The 15,902-nt window shown below is 61.4% G+C and carries 17 protein-coding genes; all 17 read left to right on the forward strand.

What is annotated here, in order from left to right; genetic code table 11:
- Positions 1 to 15: 15 nt before the first annotated feature.
- Genes QWI16_RS14855 through QWI16_RS14935 form a run of 17 tightly spaced genes read left to right on the forward strand, consistent with a single transcriptional unit; the run spans position 16 to position 15,773 of the window.
- A complete protein-coding gene (locus tag QWI16_RS14855; RefSeq protein ID WP_302714239.1) occupies positions 16 to 264 on the forward strand; it encodes an acyl carrier protein in 249 nt (82 codons plus the stop codon).
- Positions 264 to 821, forward strand: a complete 558-nt coding sequence (locus tag QWI16_RS14860; protein ID WP_302714240.1) for a COG4648 family protein — start codon at positions 264 to 266, stop codon at positions 819 to 821. Before QWI16_RS14855 ends, QWI16_RS14860 begins: the two co-directional genes overlap by 1 nt.
- Positions 811 to 2,190 (forward strand): AMP-binding protein, encoded by a 1,380-nt coding sequence (locus QWI16_RS14865; protein WP_302714241.1) that lies wholly within the window; start codon positions 811 to 813, stop codon positions 2,188 to 2,190. Before QWI16_RS14860 ends, QWI16_RS14865 begins: the two co-directional genes overlap by 11 nt.
- Entirely contained in the window at positions 2,187 to 2,543 is a 357-nt protein-coding gene (locus QWI16_RS14870) for an ApeI family dehydratase (RefSeq protein WP_302714242.1), read from the forward strand. Before QWI16_RS14865 ends, QWI16_RS14870 begins: the two co-directional genes overlap by 4 nt.
- Positions 2,540 to 3,310 (forward strand): glycosyltransferase family 2 protein, encoded by a 771-nt coding sequence (locus QWI16_RS14875; protein WP_302714243.1) that lies wholly within the window; start codon positions 2,540 to 2,542, stop codon positions 3,308 to 3,310. The genes QWI16_RS14870 and QWI16_RS14875 overlap by 4 nt, the downstream gene beginning before the upstream one ends.
- Positions 3,297 to 4,247, forward strand: coding sequence for a lysophospholipid acyltransferase family protein (locus tag QWI16_RS14880; RefSeq protein WP_302714244.1), 951 nt, complete (start codon positions 3,297 to 3,299; stop codon positions 4,245 to 4,247). Before QWI16_RS14875 ends, QWI16_RS14880 begins: the two co-directional genes overlap by 14 nt.
- Entirely contained in the window at positions 4,237 to 5,793 is a 1,557-nt protein-coding gene (locus tag QWI16_RS14885; protein WP_302714245.1) for an HAL/PAL/TAL family ammonia-lyase, read from the forward strand. Before QWI16_RS14880 ends, QWI16_RS14885 begins: the two co-directional genes overlap by 11 nt.
- Entirely contained in the window at positions 5,786 to 6,226 is a 441-nt protein-coding gene (locus QWI16_RS14890) for an acyl-CoA thioesterase (RefSeq protein WP_302714246.1), read from the forward strand. Before QWI16_RS14885 ends, QWI16_RS14890 begins: the two co-directional genes overlap by 8 nt.
- Positions 6,223 to 6,834: an outer membrane lipoprotein carrier protein LolA gene (locus QWI16_RS14895; protein WP_302714248.1), complete on the forward strand. Its 612-nt coding sequence runs from the start codon at positions 6,223 to 6,225 to the stop codon at positions 6,832 to 6,834. The genes QWI16_RS14890 and QWI16_RS14895 overlap by 4 nt, the downstream gene beginning before the upstream one ends.
- 1 nt (position 6,835) lies before the next feature.
- Positions 6,836 to 9,160 carry an MMPL family transporter gene (locus tag QWI16_RS14900; protein WP_302714249.1) on the forward strand — a complete coding sequence of 775 codons (2,325 nt, stop codon included), beginning with the start codon at positions 6,836 to 6,838 and terminating at the stop codon, positions 9,158 to 9,160.
- A gap of 18 nt (positions 9,161 to 9,178) precedes the next feature.
- Complete coding sequence (locus QWI16_RS14905) at positions 9,179 to 10,423, forward strand: NAD(P)/FAD-dependent oxidoreductase (RefSeq protein WP_302714251.1); 1,245 nt, start codon at positions 9,179 to 9,181, stop codon at positions 10,421 to 10,423.
- Positions 10,423 to 10,911 (forward strand): hypothetical protein, encoded by a 489-nt coding sequence (locus QWI16_RS14910; RefSeq protein WP_302714252.1) that lies wholly within the window; start codon positions 10,423 to 10,425, stop codon positions 10,909 to 10,911. The genes QWI16_RS14905 and QWI16_RS14910 overlap by 1 nt, the downstream gene beginning before the upstream one ends.
- Complete coding sequence (locus QWI16_RS14915; protein WP_302714253.1) at positions 10,908 to 12,083, forward strand: beta-ketoacyl-ACP synthase; 1,176 nt, start codon at positions 10,908 to 10,910, stop codon at positions 12,081 to 12,083. The genes QWI16_RS14910 and QWI16_RS14915 overlap by 4 nt, the downstream gene beginning before the upstream one ends.
- Complete coding sequence (locus tag QWI16_RS14920; protein ID WP_302714254.1) at positions 12,080 to 12,571, forward strand: hotdog family protein; 492 nt, start codon at positions 12,080 to 12,082, stop codon at positions 12,569 to 12,571. The genes QWI16_RS14915 and QWI16_RS14920 overlap by 4 nt, the downstream gene beginning before the upstream one ends.
- A 27-nt stretch (positions 12,572 to 12,598) precedes the next feature.
- The gene (gene fabG, locus QWI16_RS14925) at positions 12,599 to 13,324 is read left to right on the forward strand and encodes a 3-oxoacyl-ACP reductase FabG (protein ID WP_302714255.1); all 726 of its coding nucleotides are present in this window, start codon (positions 12,599 to 12,601) and stop codon (positions 13,322 to 13,324) included.
- Positions 13,324 to 14,550 (forward strand): beta-ketoacyl-ACP synthase, encoded by a 1,227-nt coding sequence (locus tag QWI16_RS14930; RefSeq protein ID WP_368045307.1) that lies wholly within the window; start codon positions 13,324 to 13,326, stop codon positions 14,548 to 14,550. The genes fabG and QWI16_RS14930 overlap by 1 nt, the downstream gene beginning before the upstream one ends.
- Positions 14,547 to 15,773 (forward strand): beta-ketoacyl-ACP synthase, encoded by a 1,227-nt coding sequence (locus QWI16_RS14935; RefSeq protein WP_302714257.1) that lies wholly within the window; start codon positions 14,547 to 14,549, stop codon positions 15,771 to 15,773. Before QWI16_RS14930 ends, QWI16_RS14935 begins: the two co-directional genes overlap by 4 nt.
- The last annotated feature ends 129 nt before the right edge of the window (positions 15,774 to 15,902 follow it).

Here is a 15,902-nt window from a genome sequence, read left to right on the forward strand (position 1 = left end):
CCCGCAGAGAGTTTCATGACCAAAGAAGAAATTTACACTGAGCTGAAAAGCGTTCTCGTTAAATCGTTCATGGTGAATGAAGAGGATATCTCGCTGGATGCGAATTTGTATGAGGACCTGGACTTCGACAGCATCGACGCCATCGATCTGGCAGCCAAAATTCACAACGTCACCGGCAAGCAGCTCAAGCCAGAGCAGTTCAAGGGCGTGCGCACCATTGGCGATGCTGTGAACGTGATTGATGAGTTGCTGAGAAGCGCCTGATGCGCGCCTTGGGGCTCGTGGTCGCGCTGGTCCTGCTGGCCTATCCGCTCCTGGTGTATTTTGGCGGGCGCTGGCTGGAGCCCAAATGGCTGGGGCTGGCAATCGTGTCGCTATACCTTTTGCGCCTGCTGCTGGTAGCCCGCGCTTTGTGGCAGCGTGTGGCTGTGCTGGGCGTTCTGCTGGCACTGGTGGCAGCGCTGTGGTGGCGCAACGATGAAGTGCTATTAAAGCTCCTGCCGGCGCTGATTAACGCGGCCATGGCCGTGTATTTTGCCTACACCCTCTACCACCCGCCGACACTGCCGGCGCGGCTCGCTATCCTTGAGCACGGCAGCCCTTTGCCGGCACCCGTTCAGAGTTACACCACCTGGGTGACCCGTCTATGGGTGGGCTTTTTTCTGCTGAACGGCAGCATTGCCGCCTGGACTGCTCTATGGGGCAGCCGCGAGGTGTGGGCACTCTACAACGGACTTATCGCCTACGGCATCATGGGGGTGTTGTTTGCCGCCGAGTTTGGTTATCGACAATGTATTTTCAGAAAAAAACATGGATTGTGATCGCGAGATAAACCTGCGTCGTGTCGCTTTAGCCGGCGGGCGCCATGCCCTTGCGCTGACCGCAGCGGGCACTCGCAGTGCCGATGAACTGGCCGGGCGGGTGCGAGGCCTTTACGCCTGGCTCCGGCTTCGGCCCGAGCAGAGTGTCGGCTTGTGGCTGGCATCGGGCTACGATTTTCTCTGCGCTTTTATCGCCCTGGCGCTGGCGGGTAAGCGCATTGTGATGCCCCACCAGATGCAAGAGGGCGCGGTGCGCCTGATGGGCGATCACTTCGCGGCGCTGATCACCGACCAGCCGGTGGCGGGTTTTGCCGGTCCCCAGTGGTTGCCGGCGCAGTGGCCCGCCGCCTGCGACAGTGAGCCCGATGCGTCAGCGTTTAGCCGCGAGGTAGAGCTGGTGCTCTTCACTTCGGGTAGCACCGGTGACCCGGCGCCTATTCGCAAAACCCTGGCAGAGCTTGAAAGTGAAATTGCCACGCTGGAGAGCGCCTTTGGTCGCGAGGTCCAGGACCTGACGGTGATCGCCACCGTCTCTCATCAACACATCTATGGCTTGCTGCATGTGCTGCTCTGGCCACTGGCGCGAGCAGCGGCCTTTCTCGATACCCCCTGCCATTACCCCGAGGTGTTGGCCAGTGAAGTGCTGCGCCTTGAACCCGCTATCCTGGTGTCTAGCCCGACTCATCTGTCGCGCCTACCCGAGTCCGGGGTGTTTACCGAAGCCGCCGAGCGTCTGCGGGTGTGCTTCTCCTCGGGGGGGCTTTTGCACGAGCGTCATGCCCGGGCCTTTGCCGCGCTCAATGGGCGGGCACCGCTGGAAATTCTCGGCAGCACCGAAACCGGCGGGGTGGCCTGGCGCCGCCAGAGCGAATCTTCTCTGTGGCAGGCGCTGCCGGGCGTTGCGCTTGCCACGACCCAAGAGCAGTGCCTGCAGGTACGCAGTGCGCACCTTGGCGACCCGGCGGGTTTTACCATGGGCGACAAAGTGCGCTTTGCCGAGGATGGGCGCTTTGAGCTCTTGGGCCGCGCCGATACTATCGTCAAGGTGGAGGGCAAGCGGCTGTCGCTGACCGAGCTGCAAAAGCGCCTGGAGGCCCACCCATGGATCGAAGAGGCGCGCGCGGCGGTGGTACGCGGCCGGCGCGATGAAATAGGCGTTGTCCTTTGCCTTTTGCCGGCGGCGACTGGGCGCCTGGAGCGTGGCGGGCGCCGCGCGCTCAATCAGGCGCTGCGGGAGTATCTGGCCGATTATTTTGAGGCGCCTTTGCTGCCGCGCCGCTGGCGCTATGTCCAGGCGCTGCCGCGCAACGCACAGGGCAAGGTGCTGGCGGCCGATGTCTTGAGCTTGTTAGAGGAGCGCCAGTCGTGATCCCTTTGCCCGAGACCATTGTCTGCCGCGCGCAAAGCGAACACCGGCTGGAGCTCGAGTTTGCCCTGACGCCGGAGCACCCCTGTTTTGCCGGTCACTTTGACGGATTGCCGGTGCTGGCGGCGGTAGTGCAAATTGGCTGGGCGCAGGCGCTGGCCGAGCGCTATTTTGACCGCCGTTTTGTCTTTCGCGCGTTGCAGTCCAACAAATTCCAGCAACTGATCCGCCCGCCGGTGACCTTGACCGTAGAGCTTGAGTACCGGCCGGAAAAAGAGCTGCTGACCTTTAGTTATCGCAATGCCCGCGGCCTGTGCTCCAAGGGCGCCATCAGCGTCCAGGCGGCTGTTCCATGAGCGACTCTGTACGCGTGTGCGCGGTTATCCCCGTCTACAATCACGCCCATCTGGTGGGCGATACGCTTAGGGCGCTGCGGGCGCAAGGTATTGACTGTGTGCTGGTCAACGACGGCGGCGATGAGCAGGCCACCCAGACTCTGCGTGCCCTGGCCAGTGAAACGGACAGCGACCTTGTGGAGCAGTTTCCCAACGGCGGCAAAGGGCGAGCGGTACTGTTGGGGATGCATCACGGTCTGGGTCGGGGTTACACCCATGCGCTGCAAATTGACGCCGATGGCCAGCATGAGGTCAGCGATGCCCGCGGGCTCATCCAGCTCGCCGAACAGCACTCAGAGGCGGTGATTACCGGCATTCCCCGCTACGATGAATCCGTGCCTCGGCACCGGTATTACAGCCGCTACCTAACCCATGTGTGGGTCTGGATAGAAACGCTCTCGTTTGAGATTAAAGACTCCATGTGCGGCTTTCGTGTTTATCCACTGGCGCCGGTGATGCAACTGGCCCGCGATGTCTCACTGGGTGGACGCATGGATTTTGATACCGAAGTACTGGTGCGTTTGCACTGGCGCGGTGTGCGTGTGGTATCGGTGCCGACGCGCGTGGTGTATCCCGCAAACGGCGTGTCCAACTTCCGGCTTTGGGGCGACAATGTCGTCATCAGTTGGATGCACACCAAGCTGGTACTGGGCATGTTGATCAGGTTGCCGGTGATCATCGGGCGGCGTTTGACCCGCCTTAGGGAGAGCCGCCGTGGCCGGGAATAACGAGCAGTGGGAAAACGTTCGCGAGCGCGGCAGCCTGCGCGCCATGCAGTTGCTGTTTTGGTGCTATCGCCACGGCGGGCGGCATCTTATTTACCCGGTGGTCTGCGTGGTGGTTTTTTATTTTTTTCTTACCCGCCGCGCCACCCGGCGCAGTTCCGCCCGCTATTTGCGTCGGGCTCTGGGAAAGCCTGCATCTACCTGGCTGGTGTGGCGCCATCATCTGGCCTTTGGCCGCGCTCTGGTGGATCGCCTGGGGGCCTGGATGGGTCGAATTCAGCGCACCGATGTGACTTTTCCGGGGCACGCCCACATGAGTGAACTGCAAGCGCAGAAAACAGGCGCCGTGCTGCTCGGTGCGCACTTTGGCAATCTGGAAATGTGCCGGGCGCTAGTGGAGAATGACGGCTCACTGAAACTCAACGTAATTTTGCACACCGCCAACACGGAAAATTTTAACCAGTTGGTGCGCCGCGCCAGTGAGCGGGCCGAAGTCCGGTTGATACAGGTGCGCGACGTCAGCCCGGCGACGGCGATGATGCTGAAAGAAAAGCTCGATCAGGGCGAGTTTCTGATTTTGTTGGCAGACCGCCTGCCCCCCGGCGAGGGACAGCGCTGGTTGGAGGCACCGTTTCTCGGCGATACAGCGCGCTTTCCCGCCGGCCCTTTTTGGCTGGCACTGATGCTCGGTGCGCCCGTGTATTTTATGGCAGGCTATACCGCCAAAGAGGGGTACAGGGCCGAGTTGCAACCGCTCTACGCTGGCGGCAAAGTGGGGCGTAAAGAGCGCGATGCCTATTGCCAGCGCATATTGAGCGACTATATCGCCAACCTCGAGCGGCTGTGCCGGGATTACCCCTTGCAGTGGTTTAATTTTTACGATTACTGGAACGACGAACAGCATTTACCAGCGGGAGAGACCCCAGACAATGACCGTTAAACCAGACCCGGCAAAGGTGGCCTTTGGCCACGATCCGGTCACCATTGAAGATATTGTTGCCATTGCCCGGGGCGCGAGCGCCTGCGTGACGCAGAACGAAGCAGCACGCGCCCGGATTGAGGCGAGTGCGCGTTTTGTCGGCGATCTGTGGCGTGAAGAAGGTGTCATCTACGGTGTCACCACCGGTTACGGTGACTCCTGCACAGTATCGATTCCGCCGCATCTGGTCGAAGAGCTGCCCCTGCACCTGACCCGTTTTCACGGCTGCGGCCTCGGCCAGCAATTTGATCTTGAACACGGCCGCGCCATTTTGGCGGCGCGGCTGGCATCTCTGTCGCGCGGTTACTCAGGCGTGCGTATGGTGCTGCTGGAGCGGCTCGCCGAGTACATCGAGCGGGACATCGTACCGGTGATTCCCCAGGAGGGATCTGTGGGCGCGAGCGGCGACTTGACGCCCCTGTCCTACGTGGCAGGCGCCTTGATCGGCGAGCGGGATGTCTACTATCGCGGCGAGCGTCGCCCGGTGGCTGAGGTCCTCAAGGCCGAGGGACTGGAGCCTTTGCATCTCAAGCCCAAAGAGGGGCTGGCCATCATGAACGGCACGGCGGTCATGACGGCTGTTGCGTGCCTAGCGTTTGATCGCGCCGAGTACCTGGCGCGGCTCGCCACCCGCTTGACGGCCATGGTGAGCGTCGCCCTCAAAGGCAATCCCAATCACTTTGATGGCAAGTTGTTTTCAGTAAAGCCCCATCCGGGGCAGGGGCAAATCGCCCGCTGGATTCACGACGATCTGGACGCGGCGGAAGTGGCGCGCAACTCAGACCGTTTGCAGGATCGCTACTCGGTGCGCTGCGCGCCGCACATCATCGGTGTGCTGCAAGACTCCTTGCCCTGGCTGCGCCAATTTATTGAAACGGAGCTCAACAGCGCCAACGACAATCCAATCATCGATGGTGAAGGCGAGCACGTGCTGCACGGCGGTCACTTTTACGGTGGTCACATTGCCTTTGCCATGGATTCGTTAAAAGTGGCCGTAGCGAATATCGCTGACTTGATTGATCGGCAGATGGCGCTGTTGATGGATGTGAAATTCAACAACGGCCTGCCCGCCAATCTCTCCGGTGCCACGCCTGACCGGGTGATGATCAATCACGGTTTTAAAGCAGTGCAGATTGGTGTGTCTGCCTGGACAGCCGAGGCGCTTAAGCAGACCATGCCCGCCAGTGTGTTTTCCCGCTCCACCGAGTGTCACAACCAGGACAAGGTGAGCATGGGCACCATTGCTGCGCGCGATTGTGAGCGCGTGCTGGAGCTCACCGAGCAAGTGGCGGCCGCTGGCGTTCTCGCCGCTACCCAGGCCCTCTATTTGCGCAAACAACAAACGGATTTTAATCATAGCGCTGTCACACCGGTGCTGGAATCCATGTACTCTCAGGTGCGCGACTTCTTTGATATCGTCGACGAAGACCGCCCCCTCGAAGGCGTTCTGCGCCAGACCGTCGATTACATTCGCGCCCAGCGCTGGGAGCTCTACCCTCATGACTGAAGCCGCGCCTATCACTCTGGCTACCGATATCAAAGTGCCCTTTTACGATGTAGACAGTATGGGCATTGTCTGGCACGGGCACTACGTCAAGTATTTTGAAGACGCTCGTTGCCAGCTGCTCGATGCGCTGGGGTATAACTATCAGCACATGCGCGATTCCGGTTACGGTTTTCCGGTGGTGGATATTCGGTTGAAATACGTGAAGCCGGCGAAGTTCAACCGGGTGGTGCGCGTTGAGGCAAAGCTGCAGGAGTGGGAAGTGCGCCTGAAAATCGACTATCGCATTATCGACATTGACAGCGGCGAAACCCTCACCAAAGGTTACAGCGTGCAAGTGGCGGTGGATTTGCAATCCGGTGAAATGTGTTACGCCGCGCCGGCCATATTGCAAGAGAAAATCGCCGCCTACCGGTTGCGCGAGGCCGGGCAATGATTCGCTGTCTCTCGGCGCTTTGGCTTCTGGCGTTGGCCTGCACGAGTCTTGCTCAGGGCGTGCTTGAGCACCCGGTGCAAAGTGACGCCCAGCGCGAGCGACTGAAGGTCATTGCCGCCAAGCTGAAAGAGTCGCTGCCCGTGCAGGCGCAGATGGAGCAGCGCAAGCACTTGTCGGTGTTGCACGAACCCATGGTGTCGACTGGTGAGTTTTCGCTGTCTGCGGCGGGCAATATGCGTTGGCACATCGCCGAGCCCTTTGCCGTGACCTATCGGGTTGAGGGTGAGCGCATCGAGCGCGAGATAGAGGGCGAGCGCGAGCTGATAACCGCCAGCAGTGAGCCGTCCGTCTACGGATTTTTTCAGGTGTTTTCCCGGCTCTTTGAGCTGGACCTTGCCAGCCTTGAGCGTCACTTTACCGTGTACCTTGCCCCCGAGGCCGAATCGGGTCGTTGGGATATCGCTTTGCAGCCGACCGGCGCCCCGCTCAATCGATTGGTGGCCTTGGTGCTGGTAGCGGGACAGGCCGGCCACATCGACAAAGTCACCGTCACCGAACCGGGCGACGATTACACCGAGCTGCTCTTTAGCTACCCCGAGCGAGATTGACATGCTGTTGCGCCAGGTGGTTTTTGTCTGCCGATTGCTGGTGCTGATCACTGTGTTGGCGGGGCTGTTTACTTTGCCGCGCCTGAGTGTCGATAACGATATTCTCGCTCTGTTTCCCGATAAAGACGCGCGCAGCGCCGAAGCTTTGGCCGACGAATTGAGATCGGCGGGTTATGAGCGCCAGCTGCTGCTTTTGCTCGGTGCGCCAGATATGTCGCAACTGGGTGAGCAATTGCCCGGCGTGGTGAAGAGACTGCGCCAGTGCGATTGCCTCGCCACCGTGACCGAAGGCGCAGGCGCCGCGGTCCAACTGCCTGTCGAGGCGCTCTATCAAGACTATGCCCCGGCGCTTTTGAGCGATGCGTGGCGCGAACGGCTGCAAAGTGAAGCGTCCGAGACGCTTCGCAACCAAGTGTTGCGCGAACTGCTGACGCGCCCGGGCGCCATGAGTACCGCGAGATTGACCCGGGATCCTCTCGGCAGCCTCGCCGGTTACACCCAGGCGCTGCGCCCGCCGGCGCCGGGCCTGTTACTGGATGCCGAGGGCCGTGTGCGGCTGCAGGTGGACGGGCAGGCCTATTATCTGTTAAGCCTTGAGCTGGCCGGCTCACCCTTTGGCGTTGGCGTACAGGCTTCGGTCGGCCGCGCCCTGGACGAGGCTTTGCAGCCGGTTCGCTCGCTGCCGGGCTTTCGCCAGCTGCACACGGGCGTGTTCTTTTTTACCCAGGCGGGCACTGAGCAGGCGCGCGGAGAAATTTCCACCGTGGGGCTGGGTTCGTTAATCGGCGTCATGGTGCTTTTACTGCTTGTGTTTCGCAGCCTGCCGCTGTTGTTTTTGGCTTTTACACCCATTGCTGTGGGTGTGCTCGCCGGTTTGACCGTGACCCAGTGGTTGTTTGGCGAGGTGCATGTCATGGCACTGGTGTTCGGGGCGGCGCTCACCGGTGTGGCCATCGACTACAGCCTGCATTTTTTTACCAAGCGCATGGAGGCGGGCCCCGCCTGGCAGGCACACACCGGTAGCCAGCGGTTGCTTGCGCCTCTGGGCCTTGGCTTGCTCACCAGCATGGCCGGTTATCTGAGTTTTACCGCCTCGGGGTTTCCCGGTTTTGTGCAGATTGCGGTGCTCTCCAGTGGCGGTTTGCTGGCGGCCTTTGCTACTGTGCTCGGTTTTTTCCCCGTACTGCTGCGCAAGCCGCCGGCCTCGGGTATGCCGCGGGCGTTGAAAATGATGTTGGTTGCCCTGGGGCGGTGGCAGTGGCGTTTGGTCGCGGTGTTGCGCCAGCCGCTGGCCTTTCTGGGGCTGCCGCTTCTGGTGCTCGGTGTGGTCTATCAGTGGCAGAGCAACGATGATATTCGCCAGATGCAGACGGTGAACCCCGAGCTTGCGGCCATGGACAAGTCGGTGCGCGAGCCACTGGGCGGTGGACAGGCTCTGCAGTATCTGCTGGTCAATGGCGCGGATACCGAGGCGCTGTTGCAGCGGCTGGAGACACTGGAGCGCCCATTGGATCAGGCCGTCGGCGCCGGCAATTTGGGTGGTTATCGCAGCCTGGCTGACTGGTTGCCTTCACAACAGCGGCAACGGCAAAACCTCATCCTGTGGCGCGAGCGCGTGTTGGACTCGGGCCTGTTGGAATCGCTTTACCGCCAATTGGGGATGGAAGAATCCAGGGCGGCAGAATTTGCGCAGCGCTTGGGCCAGGTCGAACCTCTGTCACCTGAGGTGGCACTGGCAGACATTGCCGGGTCGGCGCTCGCACCTGTGTTTTTTTCCCACGAGGGGCGTCACTACGCTCTGGTGTCTCTTGTGGCGCCGGTGAATGAGCGGGCCATCGCGGCCATTGCCCGCAAGGCGGACGATGTTCAGTGGGTGGACCCGGTGGCGCGCACCAATCACTTATTGGAGCACTACCGGGTACGCGCCGCATGGCTCTTGGCACTTTCCTACCTGATGATTGCGCTGCTGGTCAGTGTCCGCTACGGGGCGCGCGGCGCCTGCCAGATCATAGCGCCACCTGCGCTTGCCAGCACGCTGGCACTGGCCGGGGTGCTGGTGCTCGGTCAGGGGGTGAGCGTATTTCATATGATGGCACTGCTGCTGGTGCTGGGAATTGGCGTAGACTACACGCTGTTTTTGCGCGAAGGCGGCCGCAGCAGCCGGGCGACTTTGTTGGCGATTGTTTTATCGACAATTACGACCGTGCTATCGTTTGGCCTTTTGGCGCTAAGCGCGACAACGGCAATACATAATTTTGGCCTGACGGTGTTTTTGGGCATCGTGCTGGCTTTTCTGCTGGCGCCTTTGGCGACAGCGCGACAATAACGGCTTTGGAGTCTGAGTATGACGGCTGTGCCTGATTCAGTGGATGTGGTGGTTATCGGTGCTGGCCCTTCGGGGGCTATAGCCTCGGCGCTATTGCAGCAGCGGGGGTTCAATGTCGTTGTGCTCGAGCGCGAACACTTTCCCCGGTTTTCCATTGGTGAAAGTTTGCTGCCCCAGTGCATGGTGTATATCGAAGAGGCGGGCTTTTTACCAGCGGTACGCGATGCCGGTTTTCAGTTTAAAAATGGTGCAGCCTTCGGCTGGGGGGAGCGCTCCACCTACTTTAACTTTGAAGAGAAATTCTCGCCCGGCCCGGGTACCACCTTTCAGGTGGAGCGCGCGCGCTTTGACAAGCTCTTGGCCGATCAGGCCGAAGCGCAGGGTGTGAGGATTTTTTATGGCCACACCATCACCGGCTGCGAGCTGGGCGAGGGTGAAAGTCTGTTGAGCTACACCCGGGCCGACGGCTCAGCCGGGCAGATCAGCTGCCGCTTTATGCTCGATGCCAGCGGCTTTGGCCGGGTGCTGCCCAAGCTTCTGGACCTGGAAACGCCCTCCAGCTTTCCGGTTCGCCAGGCGGCCTTTACCCATATTGATGATGGCATTCCCACCGGCGCTTTTGACCGCAATAAAATCCTGGTGACCGTGCACCCCGAAGAGCGCGACATCTGGTATTGGCTGATTCCGTTCAGTGGCGGCAAGAGCTCACTCGGTGTGGTGGCCAGTCGGGAAAAATTGGCAAAGCGCCAGGGCGAAACGCCTTTGGATCTGGTGCAGACCATGCTCGGCGAGGCGCCGGTGCTGGCCAAATTGTTAAGTGGCGCCCGCTGGCAATACCCCGCCAACCAGATCACCGGTTACTCTTGCAACGTCAAGCAACTCGGCTGTCAGAACTATGCGCTTTTGGGTAATGCCGGCGAGTTTCTCGACCCGGTGTTCTCCTCGGGCGTGACCATTGCCATGCGCTCGGCGAGCATGGCTGTAAAAGTTCTGGAGCGGCAACTCAACGGCGAGAGTGTCGACTGGACGAGCGAATATGAGCAGCCCCTGCGCCTGGGCGTGGAGACTTTCCGCGTGTTTGTCGATGCCTGGTACCAGGGCCTGTTTCAGGACATTATTTTCTACCCCGAACAGTCCAAAAGCGTGCGCGAGATGATCTCGTCCATTCTCGCCGGCTACGCCTGGGACAGAAACAACCCCTTTGTCGCCGAGCCCAAGCGCCGCATGCGCGCGCTGGCTGAGTTTTGCACCTCGGAGGCGTGATGCGCGGCGCCCTGGTTTTGCTCGCCTGCGTGCTGCTCGCCGGCTGCGCCCGGCAACCGCTGTTGCCTGATGCTGCGCACTGTGTAGCGCCCGAGCCGGCCACACTGCTGGTGCGCTCGGGTGACACGCGCCTGGTGGTGCGCTCTGAGCGCCAGGGCGATGAGCCGGTGTTTGTGGCGCTGGATATGCTGGGCTCGCCGTTGTTCAGTGCTCGCCAAGAGGGCGCAGCACTCAAGGTGCAGAGCTCGGGTTTGTACAGGGGGCCAGATGCGGTTTCGCTGCTTCAGGGGCTCAGCTGGTGGCAAATTCGCGAGCGGATCACTGCCCAATGCGCCGGTGCCAGCGGCCTTGAACTGATCACCGAAGAGCGCGGCCTGACTTTGAATCGGGGACCTGTTGTGGTGTGGCAGTGGCGGGCGGATCAGCCGCAGCGTTTTGACTTACCCGAGGCGGGTATCTCGGTGAAAGTGGACGAGGCATCGTCATGAAGTGTTATTTAACCGACCTGGGTTTGGTCAATGCCCTCGGCGCAGACCGTGCATCGGTAGCCGCTGCTCTCTTTGCCGGGCAGCGTCCGCTAAAACCCTGTGCCTGGGTGCCGGGTAAGCCCACTTACACCGCCCCGGTGACGGCGCCGCTCGCCGATTTGCCTGAGTCACTCAGCCAGTTTTCCAGCCGCAACGCCCGCCTTGCCATCACGGCGCTCGCGCAACTGACAGCCAGCGTGCAAGCCGTGCTCGCCCGCTATGGGGCGGATCGGGTGGCGGTGGTGGCTGGCACCAGTACCTCCGGCATTGCCGAGGGTGAGGCCGCCGTTGCCGGCGCAGTAACGGGCGCCGTGCCCGACAACTACCATTATCGTGCGCAGGAAATTGGCAACCTCTCCCAGATAGTTGCCCAGTATTTTGGTCTCACGGGCCCGGCTTACACCCTCTCGACCGCTTGCTCTTCCAGTGCACACGCTCTGGGCTCGGCGCGGCGGCTGTTGCAGACCGGTATGGCCGACGCGGTGATTGCCGGCGGCGCCGACAGTCTGTGCCGGCTGACCGTCAATGGTTTTGCCGCGCTTGATTCGGTCAGTGGGCAGCCCTGCGCGCCGTTTAGCCGCGTGCGTCAGGGCATCAATATCGGGGAGGCCGCCGCCTTTTTCTTGGTGACGCGCGAGCCGCTGTTTGCCGATATTCAGTTGTTGGGTGTGGGCGCCTCGTCCGATGCCCACCATATCTCAGCCCCCGAGCCTTCCGGACAGGGCGCACGCGCGGCCATCACCATGGCGTTGCAGCAGGCCGGACTCGGCCCCGAGGCGGTCAATTACGTTAACCTCCACGGTACGGCAACGATCCTGAACGACGCCATGGAGGCGGGTGTGATCAGTTCGCTCTTTCCCCACGGACCTAAGGTGAGCAGCAGTAAGGGCCAAGTGGGGCACACCCTGGGCGCGGCCGGTGCAACCGAGGCGGCGCTGATGTGGCTGGCTCTGGCCAGCGAGGGTGGTAAACTGCCGCCCCATTGTTACGATGGCGACTATGATCCGCAGTTGCCGCCACTGAATCTGGTAGCGCCCAACGAGGCTCTGGATGTGGGCAGTGCCCGTGTTTTCTTGAGTAATTCGTTTGCGTTTGGTGGCAACAACGCGGCCGTATTACTGGGGACCGAATGAACTCTTTTGTCACGCGCACAGCGGGGATCGAGCGCTACATTCCCCACCGCCCACCCATGCAGCTGGTAGAGCGGCTGGTCAGCGGGGAAGAACGCCGGGTGGTGGTGGCCTCAAGCATCGCGCACGACAATGCGTTTTTTGACCCCGCGCTAAACGGGGTACCGGCGTGGGCCGGCATTGAATTTATGGCTCAGACGGCGGCCGTATGGGTCGGCCTTGAGGACGAGCGCCTGGGGCGTGAGGTCAGGCCGGCATTTTTGATCAGCTCGCGTCAATACAACGCTTTTGTGCCGGTGTTTGACGTGGGCGCCGAGCTGGAAATAACGGTTGATGTATCCATGGTCGAGGACCCGGTTGTGGCGTTTAAAGGCCGTATCGCTCAGACCAATGGCACCGAGGGCGAGCGCTTGTTGGCCGAGGCGATTTTCTCGGCTTTTCGCCCGGAAGATTATAAAAACTATTTGTCCGCCAGTGAGCCCACTGGCTGAGCAAGCGGAGTACGACAGGAGAAAACTATGCAGCGCAGGGTGTTGGTAACGGGGTCGAGCCGGGGTATCGGCCGGGCGATTGCGCTGGAGTTGGCCCGGCAGGGGTTTGATATTACCGTGCATTGCCGCGGCAGTGTCGAGGCCGCTCAGGCGGTATGCCAGGAGATTGAGCAACACGGCCGCGCTGCGGAGCTGCTGCGTTTTGACGTGGCCGATCGCGAGGCGGCGCGCACCGCCCTGGACGCGGCGGTGGAGCGCAGCGGCGCTTTTTACGGCGTGGTCTGCAATGCCGGCATTACCCGCGACAACGCCTTTCCTGCCATGAGCGGCGAGGACTGGGACAGCGTGATTCACACGAATCTGGACGGGTTTTACAATGTCTTGCAGCCGCTGGTCATGCCCATGGTGCAGGCGCGCCAGGGCGGGCGCATCGTGACCCTGTCTTCCGTTGCCGGCCTTGCGGGCAATCGCGGCCAGGTCAACTACAGCGCCACCAAGGCCGGTTTGATGGGCGCCACCAAGGCGCTGGCGCTGGAGTTGGGCAAGCGCAAGATTACCGTCAACTGCGTGGCCCCTGGCATTATCGATACCGACATGACTGACGAGGTCTTCGCCGAGGAGGCGAAAAAAATGATTCCCCTGCGCCGCTTCGGTCAGGCCGAGGAGGTCGCGAGCCTGGTCGCCTACCTGATGAGCGATCAGGCCTCTTACATTACCCGTCAGGTCATTTCCGTCAACGGTGGCATGCTGTGATGCGCAGAGTCGTGATTACCGGTGTGGGCGCGGTGAGCGCGCTGGGCAACGATTGGCCAGCGGTAGAAGCCGCCCTGCGGGCAAAACAGAACAAGGTGCGCGCCTTTCCCGAGTGGGATGCCATTGAAGGGCTCAACACCCGTTTGGGCGCGCCGGTGGATTTCACCGCGCCGACCCACTATCCGCGCAAAAAACTGCGCAGCATGGGCCGGGTATCGGTGATGTCGGTATACGCTACCGAGCAGGCGCTGGAGCAGGCCGGATTGGTGGGCGACCCCTGCCTGGCCAGTGGCCGCGCGGGTGTTTCCTATGGCTCCTGCATCGGCACGCCGGGTGATGTACCGGCGCTAACGCGGGTAGTGACCGATGCCACCACCGCGGATCTGACGGCCTCGACCTATTTGCGCACCATGACTCACACGGCCACGGTCAATATCGGTATGTTTTTCGGCATGACCGGGCGCATTGTGCCCACCGCGTCGGCATGCACCTCGGGCAGCCAGGGCATTGGCTACGCCTACGAGGCCATCAAGTACGGCATGCAGGATGTGATGGTCGCCGGCGGCGCCGAAGAGTTTCACGTTACGCCCATCGCAGTGTTCGATACCCTGTTTGCCACCAGCACCCGCAATACTGAGCCATCCGTGACTCCGCGACCCTTTGATCGCGACCGCGACGGTCTGGTGATTGGCGAGGGCGCCTGTTCGCTGATTCTCGAAGACTACGAGCACGCCAAAGCGCGCGGCGCGAGAATATTGGGTGAAATCGTCGGCTACGGCACCAACTCCGACGGTGCCCATGTCACTGAGCCGCGCGCTGAAACCATGGCCCGCGCCATGGAAATCGCCCTCGCCGATGCCGGGGTTGCCGCTTCGCAGATTGGCTATGTCAATGCCCACGGTACAGCCACCGCCAAGGGGGATATTGCCGAGTCGCGCGCTACCTGCCAGGTGTTGGGCGAGGGCAAGCCGGTCAGCTCGCTCAAAAGTTACATCGGCCATACCCTGGGCGCCTGCGGTGCGCTGGAGGCCTGGATCACCCTGGAGATGATGCGCAGCGGCTGGTTCGCGCCCACCATCAACCTGGAGAATCTGGACCCCGAATGCGCACCACTCGATTACCTGATGGGCGATGGCCGGGCGCTCGAGTGCGAGTACGCCATGAGCAATAACTTTGCTTTCGGTGGTGTCAATACGTCTCTGGTGATCAAGCGGCCCGACGCATGAGACGCGTGGTGGTAACCGGGCTCGCGGCCATTACCGCATTGGGCGATCAGTGGAGTGATTTTCTGGCGGCAGTAAAAGCCGGGCGCAGCGGTATACGCCATATGCCGGAGTGGGCCGATTACCAGGGGCTGAACACTCAGGTGGCAGGCCCCATTGATGGCTTTGCCATGGCGCCCGATTACCCACGCAAGCGGGTGCGCAGTATGGGGCGGGTGTCGCAGCTGGCGGCCATAGCCAGCGAAAAAGCCCTGCGCCAGGCGGGTTTACTGGATGACCCGGTGCTCCAGAGCGGGCGTTGCGGCATTGCCTATGGCTCCTCCACCGGCAGTACCGATGCCGCCCGCGAATTCGCCCAGATGCTCACCGAGCGCAATCTCTCGCGGGTGACGGCCACCACTTACATCAAGATGATGAGCCACACCACGGCGGTGAATCTCGGCGTGTTTTTCTCGGTCAAGGGTCGGGTCTACCCCACCTCGTCCGCCTGTACCTCTGGCAGTCAGGGTATCGGCTATGCCTTTGAAACCATTGCCAGCGGCAAGCAGGATGTGATGATCGCCGGCGGCGCCGAAGAGTTGTGCCCCTCTGAGGCGGCGGTCTTTGATACCTTTAACGCTGCCAGCACGCGCAACTCGACGCCTGCGCAGACACCGAGCCCTTTTGACCGCGACCGCGACGGCCTGGTGATTGGCGAGGGCGCCGGCACCTTGATCCTTGAGGACTACCAACACGCCCTGGCGCGCAGCGCCCACATTTATGCCGAGATCATCGGCTTTGGTACCAATTCCGATGGCGGTCATGTCACCCAGCCCGACAGCGCCAGTATGTGCCAGGCGATGCAGCTGGCCCTTGCTGATGCGCAGATCAGCGCCGGGCAGGTGGACTACGTCAACGCCCACGGCACCGCCACCCGCTGGGGGGATTTGGCCGAAAGCGAGGCTACCTACCGGGTGTTTGGCGACTCGGTGCCGGTGAGCACCCTCAAGGGCCATTTGGGACATACCTTGGGCGCCAGTGGTGCTATTGAGGCCTGGGCCAGCATCCACATGATGAACGACCAGTTGTTGCTGCCAACGCTGAACCTCGCCAACGTGGATGAGCAGTGCGCGTCACTTAACTACCTGCGCGGCCAGGTTCAGGCGCGGGCAAGCAATATTGTCATGAGCAATAACTTTGCCTTTGGCGGCATTAACACCTCCCTGATTTTTCGCGCCATGGATTAACCCGGCAATACCTGCGGGCCTCCCCCTTTTCTTGCGCTTGCCTTGCGAACGAGTAGCCCCGGGTCTATAGTCGATCAGATTCGTCTGTCCCACACTGACACTCTGTTGTCACAGACGGCGGCTTTACTG

This window comes from Gilvimarinus algae, assembly GCF_030518215.1.
Lineage (GTDB): Bacteria > Pseudomonadota > Gammaproteobacteria > Pseudomonadales > Cellvibrionaceae > Gilvimarinus > Gilvimarinus algae.

What these genes read in the sequence shown, in the direction of transcription:
- QWI16_RS14855 (WP_302714239.1), top strand. Translation starts at nt 16, where the DNA reads ATGACCAAAGAAGAAATTTACACTGAGCTGAAAAGCGTTCTCGTTAAA.
- QWI16_RS14895 (WP_302714248.1), top strand. Translation starts at nt 6,223, where the DNA reads ATGATTCGCTGTCTCTCGGCGCTTTGGCTTCTGGCGTTGGCCTGCACG.
- QWI16_RS14915 (WP_302714253.1), top strand. Translation starts at nt 10,908, where the DNA reads ATGAAGTGTTATTTAACCGACCTGGGTTTGGTCAATGCCCTCGGCGCA.
- QWI16_RS14910 (WP_302714252.1), top strand. Translation starts at nt 10,423, where the DNA reads ATGCGCGGCGCCCTGGTTTTGCTCGCCTGCGTGCTGCTCGCCGGCTGC.
- fabG (WP_302714255.1), top strand. Translation starts at nt 12,599, where the DNA reads ATGCAGCGCAGGGTGTTGGTAACGGGGTCGAGCCGGGGTATCGGCCGG.
- QWI16_RS14920 (WP_302714254.1), top strand. Translation starts at nt 12,080, where the DNA reads ATGAACTCTTTTGTCACGCGCACAGCGGGGATCGAGCGCTACATTCCC.
- QWI16_RS14885 (WP_302714245.1), top strand. Translation starts at nt 4,237, where the DNA reads ATGACCGTTAAACCAGACCCGGCAAAGGTGGCCTTTGGCCACGATCCG.
- QWI16_RS14935 (WP_302714257.1), top strand. Translation starts at nt 14,547, where the DNA reads ATGAGACGCGTGGTGGTAACCGGGCTCGCGGCCATTACCGCATTGGGC.
- QWI16_RS14865 (WP_302714241.1), top strand. Translation starts at nt 811, where the DNA reads ATGGATTGTGATCGCGAGATAAACCTGCGTCGTGTCGCTTTAGCCGGC.
- QWI16_RS14900 (WP_302714249.1), top strand. Translation starts at nt 6,836, where the DNA reads ATGCTGTTGCGCCAGGTGGTTTTTGTCTGCCGATTGCTGGTGCTGATC.
- QWI16_RS14875 (WP_302714243.1), top strand. Translation starts at nt 2,540, where the DNA reads ATGAGCGACTCTGTACGCGTGTGCGCGGTTATCCCCGTCTACAATCAC.
- QWI16_RS14890 (WP_302714246.1), top strand. Translation starts at nt 5,786, where the DNA reads ATGACTGAAGCCGCGCCTATCACTCTGGCTACCGATATCAAAGTGCCC.
- QWI16_RS14860 (WP_302714240.1), top strand. Translation starts at nt 264, where the DNA reads ATGCGCGCCTTGGGGCTCGTGGTCGCGCTGGTCCTGCTGGCCTATCCG.
- QWI16_RS14905 (WP_302714251.1), top strand. Translation starts at nt 9,179, where the DNA reads ATGACGGCTGTGCCTGATTCAGTGGATGTGGTGGTTATCGGTGCTGGC.
- QWI16_RS14930 (WP_368045307.1), top strand. Translation starts at nt 13,324, where the DNA reads ATGCGCAGAGTCGTGATTACCGGTGTGGGCGCGGTGAGCGCGCTGGGC.